This is a genomic window from Campylobacter sp. 2457A, assembly GCF_020135895.1.
Classification (GTDB): Bacteria; Campylobacterota; Campylobacteria; order Campylobacterales; family Campylobacteraceae; genus Campylobacter_D; species Campylobacter_D taeniopygiae.
Genome location: NZ_JACHTO010000010.1, coordinates 46,283 through 55,108, shown reverse-complemented (window position 1 = coordinate 55,108; position 8,826 = coordinate 46,283). Strand labels below are relative to the sequence as shown.

The following is an 8,826-nucleotide window of genomic DNA, read 5'->3' as shown; positions in this document are numbered from 1 at the left end:
CTGGTATATAAAACTTGTTATACTGTGTGAATTATTATCATATTTTATAAGGTTTTCTAAGGCTTTTATAAAACTTTTAGGAGCTTTGATAAATAAACTTTTATTTTCAAGTTTTAATTCTTTAAAGGATAATTTTTTATTTTTATTATAATAAAGGCTAGGATTTAAAAAATATTCTTTTAAAAGTTCATAGTCTTTATAAATAAAAGCTTCTTTGCAAATTTGATTTAAATTAATATCTAGCTTAATATAGCTTTTTAAATCCTCTAAAGAGCTTAACTTTATATCATTATAACAAACTTCATTTGTTAAAGACAAATCCATAAAATTTTGTTTTAGAAGTATATATCCACCAAAGCCTAAAAGTGCTATTTGATTTAAATTCTTTAAAGCTTTTCTTCTATCTAAATTAATACTTTGCATTTTTAATCCTCTGTGTTTTCATTATTATTTTTATTAGGATCTATACCATAGCCTTCTAATCCTTTACTAAAATCTATTGGTAAATCCAGTATTTCTTTAGGAAAGACATAAGGCCTTGCGGAAGGATAACCATAAATAAGTTTGGAGTAGATTTGGGTACCTATATAATAAAAAACATCTTCTTCTATTGGTACAAATTTTAAAAGTCCTAATAAAGAAACCAACATCTCCCATACTGTTAAATAATATTCTTTAATACTCTCTTTAGTAGCATCACTATCTCTTGGATCTTTAATTCTTCCTTGTGATACCAATCTTGAAATGCCTGGATAAACTATGGTTCCACCATAGCCCAAAGAAATCAGAGAACCATAATCAATAATATATTCAGGTTTAAACCTCTCATCAAAATAAGGATCAAGCCCATTGATAAGTTTTCTTTGTTCTTGATGAGTGGTTAAAAGTTGTGCTTGTAAAGGATTTTTTCTCATCATTCTTAAGCCATTTTTATAATTAGAAATTAGAGTTTCCAAAGCTTCTTTGCTTCCTAAAGCAATGGCACACCTTAAAGAGGCATTATAAGGGATCAAAGCATAATCTAATACTTCTCTAGTTAAGCCTGAAGGAGCATAAAATTGTGCTGCTTTAAAAAAGGCAATAGGACTTTGATATTTAATAGCAGCCGCTAAGTAAAGCTCAGCCCCTAAAAGATCTCTATCATTTCTTTGTGCTTCTTCATCGATAGCTTCCCACACCACACATTCTAGTGCATAGTTGTAGCAATCCTTTGCTTCTTCTCTGATTAAACCTAAAATAGAACTTGTAAGTTCTTTATGATAAAAACGACTTGTATCATCACTCCATTTATAAAGTGTATAATAATGATAAGCATTTTCTGGGATATTGTGATTTAATAAATCTTTAGTGATTTTTACACTTTCTCTAATATCATCAAATACTCCCTCATAATCACTTGATTTTGCTTTTTTAAATAAAAGTTTAGCTAAATTCACCCCTGCTTCTAAATTTCCACTTTTATAAGCAATTCTAAAAAAATGCAGTATATTTTCACTTGTTGTTTTATCAAGCCTACTAAAAACTTTATCCTTATTTTTATTTAATAATGCTTTTGCTTTTTCAAAGCTTTCTTTTCCACTTTCTTTACTTCTTGTAGAATACTCATAAGCTTTATAATCTACATTAACATAAGGGAATAAAACAGATTTTAATTCTGATTTTTTGACTATCATTTTTCTTTGTTCGTTTAAAGAAAGACTTTCAAAAAGTTCTTTTTCTTCTTTAGTCCATACTATACCATTACTAGAAGCTTGTTTGTAAGAAGTGATGGTTTTGTGCATCTCTTTTAGCCAAGCTTCTTTATCTGAATCGTATTTTGTAAAATTTAAAGCATCTTTTGCATGTTTTTCGTAAAATTTTTTCCAAAAGTCTAGTTCTTTTTTTTTAAATATCACACCTTTCATTATTTATCCTTTTCATCTAGATGAGTATGAGATGAATGCATGAGGGATGTAAAATTCATTGGATGGATATAAATCGTTGCATAATATCTCATTTATAAAATCCTCCTAATAACTCAAATATATATACCATAGTTACTAAAAAAATATATCCGAATAAAATCTCCAAGCCTTTTAAAAAAACAAGAATCATAGGTATAAAAATCATAAACAAAATTTTAAAATTATGAATAAATTCATAATATTTCATGTATATAAACACTAATATCACAAGTAATAATAAGGCAAAAAAATTTTTCCATAAAGCATATTTAATATAAAAATAAATAGCATAATAAATAAAATAGTGAATTGATCATAATTATTACTGATATAAAAATATATCATGGAAATGATAAAAATACCTACACTACACACAAACCAAGCAATTTGACCACTTGTTATACTATCTAAACCTTTGCTTTCTAGTTTTACTTTGAATTTAGAATAAATAGGAATTTGCAAATTTACTCCTAAAATATAAGTAAAATATTAATTTAACAAAATACATCTAAATCCTGCATTAAACCTTCTTTTATAAAAAATAATTATTGAAAAAAATAAAATAATATTATTTTAATTATATTTAATTTTCTATAAACAATTCTTTTTAATAAATCTATTGTGCATTTTAAAAAATAATAAATTTATTATGGTATTGAAAAATATGTTAAAATATTTTTTTGTAAAAACAATCAAGGATTAAAAATGCAAAAAAAATCTTTTTTGAAAATCAATGGTATTCTACCCTTTTTGCTTGTAGCTTTTATCAATGCTTTTGTTGATTTGGGGCATAAAATTATTATTCAAAATACTATTTATAAAATTTATGAAGAAGATACTCAACTTTTATTAACAGCCATTGTTAATGCACTTATACTACTCCCTTTTATATTAATGCTTTCCCCTTCGGGATTTTTAGCGGATAAATATCCTAAAAACTGGATTATGAAAATTTCAGCTGGCTTTAGTGTGATTTTAACCATTATTATTTGTGCTTGTTATTATAATGGAGCTTTTTGGACTGCCTTTATTTTTACGTTTATTTTAGGAATTCAAGCAGCGCTTTATTCTCCTAGCAAATACGGCTTTATAAAAGAACTAGTAGGAAAAGATTTTCTTGCTATGGGAAATGGTGCGGTTAATGCTGTTAGCATAGTTGCTATTTTGGCTGGAATGGCTGTATTTTCATTGAGTTTTGAAAATCTCTATCAGCCTACAAGTGGCAATGATCCTTCGGATGTTTTAAAACAAGTAGCTCCTTTAGGATTTGTACTTATATTTTTTTCATTGGTGGAATTTTACCTAGCTTGTCGCTTACCGGAATTAAAAACCGAAGATAAAGAATTGAAATTCAATAAAAAAGAATATCTTAGCGCCCAATTGTTGATTAAAAATTTAAAGCTTATTTTTAAAAATAAAATCATTTGGTTGTGCATCGTTGGAATTTCTATATTTTGGGCTATTTCTCAACTTTATCTTGTTACTTTTCCTGTTTTTAGCAAAAATGAACTTTTAATCGATAATACCTTTTTTGTACAAATTTCTTTAGGATTTTCTGGCATAGGCGTGATTTTAGGTTCTTTAATGGCTGGAAAATTTTCTAAAAATTATATAGAATTAGGACTCATTCCTTTAGGTGCAATAGGTGTTTTTGCTATCACTTTATGCATCCCCTATTTTACAAGCTTGATCACTTATAGTTTTTTATTCTTTTTATTTGGTTTTTGTGGGGCAATGTTTATCATACCTTTAAATTCACTTATACAATTTCACGCCAAAGAAAATGAGCTTGGAAAAATTTTAGCTGGAAATAATTTTATACAAAATATAACCATGTTAGCCTTTCTTGTTTTGGCTACTTTATTTGCAAATTTAAAGCTTGATGTGATTTATCTTTTTTATTTTATTATGTTTGTTTCACTTTTAGGCGCACTTTATGTTATATATAAACTCCCATTTTCTCTCATAAGAATTCTTTTAAATATTGCATTTTTAGGAAGATATCGTTTGCTTGTGGAAGGATTTGAAAATATCCCTGAAAAAGGAGGCGCCCTACTTTTAGGCAATCATATCTCTTTTATAGATTGGGCCATTGTGCAAATGGCTATACCAAGAAAAGTTTATTTTGTAATGGAAAGAAGCATTTATTCTAAATGGTATATTAAATTCTTTTTGGATAAATTTGGTGTAATCCCTGTTTCAAGCGGAGGAAGTAAAGCTAGTTTAGAACTCATCGCAGAATATATTAAAAATGGCAATCTTGTTTGCTTATTTCCTGAAGGTGTATTATCAAGACATGGGCAATTAAACGAATTTAGAGCCGGATTTGAACACGTTTGTTCTAATTTAGAGGAAAATGATGGAATTATCTTACCTTTTTATATAAGAGGACTTTGGGGAAGCTCTTTTTCTAGGAGTGATGAAGAATTTTCTGCTAGAAATAAAACTTTAAGCAAAAGAAATGTAGCTATAGCCTTTGGTAAAGCAATGTCTTTGCATTCAAAAAAAGATGAAGTCAAGGCTAAGGTTTTTGAGCTTTCTTTTATGGCTTGGAAATCTCAATGTGAAGCTATGCATACTATCGCTAGATTATGGATTGATAATGCAAAAAGAAATCTTAACGATATAGCTATTATAGATACTATAGCCGGTGCGATCACTTATAGAAAAATGCTTAGTCTTAGTTTGATTTTAAGTGCTTTCATAAAAGAAAATACTCAAAAATTAAATATCCAAACTCAAAGAGGAAGCTACGCACCTAAAGAAGAATGCGTGGGTGTTTTACTTCCCGCATCCTTTGCAAGTTCTTTAGTCAATCTTTCAGTGTTAATTGCTCAAAAAGTTGTTGTTAATCTTAATTTTACAGCTGGAGAAAAGGCTTTAAAAGCTGCCGTAGAAAACGCACAAATTTCACAAATTTATACCTCAAGAAAATTCTTAGAAAAATTAGAAAATAAAGGCTTAAAATTAAATTTTGATGAAAATATTCATCTGATTTTTATGGAAGATATTGTGGATAATTTCAAAAAACAAAAAGCTAAAATCTTAAGAACAATGCTAATGGTAAGTATTTTACCATCTTGTATTTTAAAAGCTATATTCACTCCTTCTAAAAACAATCTCGCCATAGCGGCTATACTTTTTAGTAGTGGTAGCGAAGGCGCACCAAAAGGCATCATGCTTAATAATAGAAATATTTTAAGCAATATTGCTCAAATTTCTGATGTTTTATGCACAAGAAATAGCGATGTTATACTTTCATCCCTACCACCTTTTCACGCTTTTGGCTTAACCGTTACGACATTTTTACCTTTACTTGAAGGGATTAAAAGTGTCACTTTTGCAGATCCAACCGATGCTCTAGGTGTAGCTAAAGCCATAGCTAAAAACAATGTAACCATCATGTGTGGAACATCTACATTTTTAGGAATTTATGCAAGAAATAAAAAATTAGATGCTTTAATGTTTGAAAGTTTAAGAATTGTAGTATCAGGAGCTGAAAAACTCAAAAATGAAGTTAGAAGTGCTTTTGAAATGAAATTTAAAAAAACTATTTTCGAAGGATATGGAGCTACTGAAACCACGCCTGTAGCAAGTGTAAATCTTCCAAATCGTTTTGATGCGAATTATTGGATCATACATCGTGCAAACAAAGAAGGAAGTGTGGGCATGCCTTTACCAGGAACAGCGATTAGAATCGTTGATCCAAATACTTATGAAAACCTTAAAACAAATGAAGACGGACTCATACTCATAGGTGGTCATCAAGTTATGGTGGGTTATCTTAACAATAAAGAAAAAACCGATGAAGTGATTAAGGAAATTGATGGCATTAGGTGGTACAATACAGGCGATAAAGGGCATCTTGATGAAGAGGGCTTCTTGTATATTGTTGATCGTTATTCTCGTTTTGCAAAAATCGGTGGTGAAATGATTTCTCTTGGAACTTTAGAAGGAGAAATAGCTAAATTTATAAATACTGATGTGGTTAAATTCTGTGCCGTAGCTTTAGAAGATGAAAAAAAAGGAGAGCAAATCGCTTTACTTATTGAATGTGATGATGAATTTTTTGAAGGAATTTGTGAAGCGATTAAAAATTCTAACATGCCTGCCATCTTTAAACCAAGCCGCTATTTTAAAGTAGAAAAAATTCCTCTGCTTGGTTCTGGAAAAGTAGATCTAAAAGGAGCTAAAGAATTAGCGAAAAGTTTGATTTAAAAACAAAAACTTATTAATAAAGAGAAATTTATTATTCTCTTTATTTCTTACTTTCATAATAAATACTCTTTCATCTTAAAATCAAATCTAATTTTTTTATTTTTTTGATAAAATATTTAAAATTTACAAACAAAGGAAAAAAATGATACAAGATCTAGATATGCAACTTTTAGATGCAATAGAAGAATTAAGAAAGGCATCAATAATAGAATTAAGGGCTAAAAGAGAGAAGGTTTTAAATCTTTTTAATCAAGGCGCAATAATACCACAACAAGTTATTGATGATCTAGGAAAAAAATTCGGTAATAAAAAAAATGCAAAAAATAATGATGAGTATAACCGCTACCATATACTTCTTAATCTTAGTAAAGCAGAAGACAAATCGAAATTTTTAAATGAAAATTGCAAATACACACCAAAATCAAAACCCGAATTAAAAAAACTCATCAAAGATATAAATGTTTATTTAGGCGATCTTGATACGAGTAAAATTAAAAGTTTTAAAGATTTGTTTAGAGGGAATAAACGTAAAGATTTTAGTGGTATAGAAACTTGGGATGTGAGTAAGGTTACAGATATGGAAAATATGTTTGAGGGTTGCGAACGATTAAAAAAAGATCTTAAGCTGTGGAATTTAATCACATTTAAATTTAGAATTGAGGATTAAAATATAATAGTTTTGGTTCAATTAGCCAAAACTATATTTTCAATTTTTGTTTTATTTTAAACATATTTTCTTAAATTTCAAAAACTTAAGCCACAAAATAAATTACTTTTCAAAATTATTAAAATAGTTATAAAATAATAAAGTTTTTACTATGAAATTTTTATCATTATTTTGAAAATTTCTAAAAAAACGTTTTATTTTAAGTATTTTTATTTAGTTTGATATATTCTTTAAGTTCATTTTCTTTTAATTCTTGAAGTTTTTCACCCAATGTTTTTCCAAAAAATCCAATATTTATAAGATCCTGTGCTACAATTTTACTCTCAAATTTATTTTCATAAAGTTTAAGTTTTTTAGCCTGCTCTACCCTTTTTTCATCCCAAAGCCCTAGCCATTCTTTTAAAGGCATATCAAAAGCGATCTTTGCTAATTCAAAATCATTTACATCATTCAAATAAAAAGCTTGATTTGCTTTTTTAAAATATTCTTTTTTTAGTTTAGTTTTTTTAAAAAACACTTCTTTATCTAACTTAAAAAAATTAAGATACAGATATAAAAATAAAGCCTCATCTTTAATGAACTTTCTAGCTTCTTTAAGCAAATTTTGAAATTCTAGGCTTTTAAAATTACTCTCGAAGTTAAAAATTTCTTTTTCCAAATGAAGTTCTTGTAAGTATTTATATCCAACTTCAAGTTTTAAACTTTTAAAGAACTTATAAAGCTCAGTGTTGATTCTATCTTTACTAAGATCTTTAATATCCATATTTCGCATTAAATTTAAAGTTTCATTGGCTATTGCAAAATCAAATCTTGAAGCAAAAACAATGGCTCTTAAAATTCTCAAACTATCTTCTTGAAAACTTTGCTCATCAATGTGTCTTAAAATGCCATCTTTTAAATCTTGCAAGCCATTATAAAAATCTAAAAAATCTCCGCTAAAAATATTGATCATCAAAGCATTTATAGTAAAATCTCGTCTTTTTGCACCTAGTTTTTCATCATTGCAAATTTTTACTTCAAAGCCTGTATGTCCATAGGATATTTTATTTTCTGTTCTAGCGAGTGCTAAATCAAAATTGCGAAATTTATACACAAAAAAACTTTTGCCAAAGCCCTTTGCACCTAATTTTTGCATAATAGCATCAAATTGTTTTGCATCGATGTCGTAAATTTCAATATCATAATCAAAAAGTTCTAAACCCAAAAGCATATCTCTGACGCTACCACCTACTAAATAAGCTCTTTGGGTGTAAGGTTTTAAGAAATTTGCAATAAAAGCTAAATCGGAGTTATTTTTTAAGTCGATCTTCGATATTTGCAAGTAAAAACTCTAAAAAATTAGTTGTGAGATTAAGTCTTGATTCTAGATCCTCTTTTTTAACACTATTTAAGCCCTCAAAAAGAACTAAAATTCGCTCTCTAAGATTGCTAAAAAATATCTCTTCATTAAAGCTTTGAGGTTCTTGAGAAACAAAATGAGAGTTTTCCTCTAAAGCATACGATAAATTTTCACTCTCCTTGCTTTGCATTGGAATTTCAATTTCTTGCTCTTTTATCGTAATAATTTCATCTTGCAAATCTTGAGAAATCTCTTCTACGATGGGTTCTTCATTTTTTTCATTAGTTTTTATGATATCTTCTTCTTGCTGCTTTAAAATTTCACTTTGTCTTCTTTGCTCTTCCATGATGGAACTAACTTCACTGATTGTTTTTTTTGCTAAATCTTCTAAATTCATATTTTTACCAACCATCTTTTAAATTCATTGATTTCAGTATCGCTTTTCATATTAATAAAAAAATCAAGCATTTGAGCATTTAAATCTTTATGTTTGGATTTAAATCCGCTAAGTCTGCGAACAGCATCAATAGCATTTTGATTACTAGGATCCTTTTTTAAAATATTTTTATAAATTTCTAAAGCTTCTTCCTTAAGTCCTTGTGCTTCATAAATAGACGCTTCAGTAATTGTATTTTTCATCAATTTTTCCTAGTAGTTTT

8 protein-coding genes are annotated in these 8,826 nt (G+C 28.0%); 2 read left to right on the top strand and 6 right to left on the bottom strand.

Features of this window, described 5'->3' with window-relative positions:
* From H2280_RS04655 to H2280_RS04645, 3 genes are all read right to left on the bottom strand, one after another.
* The coding region (locus H2280_RS04655) for a hypothetical protein (protein WP_337215827.1) at positions 1–423 on the bottom strand (423 nt) is incomplete at its 3' end.
* Between the two features lie 2 nt (positions 424–425).
* Complete coding sequence (locus H2280_RS04650; RefSeq protein WP_337215826.1) at positions 426–1,904, bottom strand: hypothetical protein; 1,479 nt, start codon at positions 1,902–1,904, stop codon at positions 426–428.
* 264 nt (positions 1,905–2,168) lie between these two features.
* Positions 2,169–2,405 (bottom strand): hypothetical protein, encoded by a 237-nt coding sequence (locus H2280_RS04645; protein WP_337215825.1) that lies wholly within the window; start codon positions 2,403–2,405, stop codon positions 2,169–2,171.
* A gap of 243 nt (positions 2,406–2,648) precedes the next feature.
* Between H2280_RS04645 and H2280_RS04640 the strand changes: the two genes are divergently transcribed.
* Entirely contained in the window at positions 2,649–6,161 is a 3,513-nt protein-coding gene (locus tag H2280_RS04640) for an acyl-[ACP]--phospholipid O-acyltransferase (protein WP_337215824.1), read from the top strand.
* A gap of 142 nt (positions 6,162–6,303) precedes the next feature.
* Entirely contained in the window at positions 6,304–6,828 is a 525-nt protein-coding gene (locus H2280_RS04635) for a BspA family leucine-rich repeat surface protein (protein WP_337215823.1), read from the top strand.
* 199 nt (positions 6,829–7,027) lie between these two features.
* Here the strand turns inward: H2280_RS04635 and H2280_RS04630 are convergent, their stop codons facing one another.
* Genes H2280_RS04630 through H2280_RS04620 form a run of 3 tightly spaced genes read right to left on the bottom strand, consistent with a single transcriptional unit; the run spans position 7,028 to position 8,809 of the window.
* Positions 7,028–8,149 (bottom strand): CCA tRNA nucleotidyltransferase, encoded by a 1,122-nt coding sequence (locus tag H2280_RS04630; protein WP_337215822.1) that lies wholly within the window; start codon positions 8,147–8,149, stop codon positions 7,028–7,030.
* Positions 8,118–8,564, bottom strand: a complete 447-nt coding sequence (ciaD, locus tag H2280_RS04625; RefSeq protein ID WP_337215821.1) for an effector protein CiaD — start codon at positions 8,562–8,564, stop codon at positions 8,118–8,120. The genes H2280_RS04630 and ciaD overlap by 32 nt, the downstream gene beginning before the upstream one ends.
* Complete coding sequence (locus H2280_RS04620) at positions 8,561–8,809, bottom strand: tetratricopeptide repeat protein (protein ID WP_337215820.1); 249 nt, start codon at positions 8,807–8,809, stop codon at positions 8,561–8,563. The genes ciaD and H2280_RS04620 overlap by 4 nt, the downstream gene beginning before the upstream one ends.
* Positions 8,810–8,826: the final 17 nt, after the last annotated feature.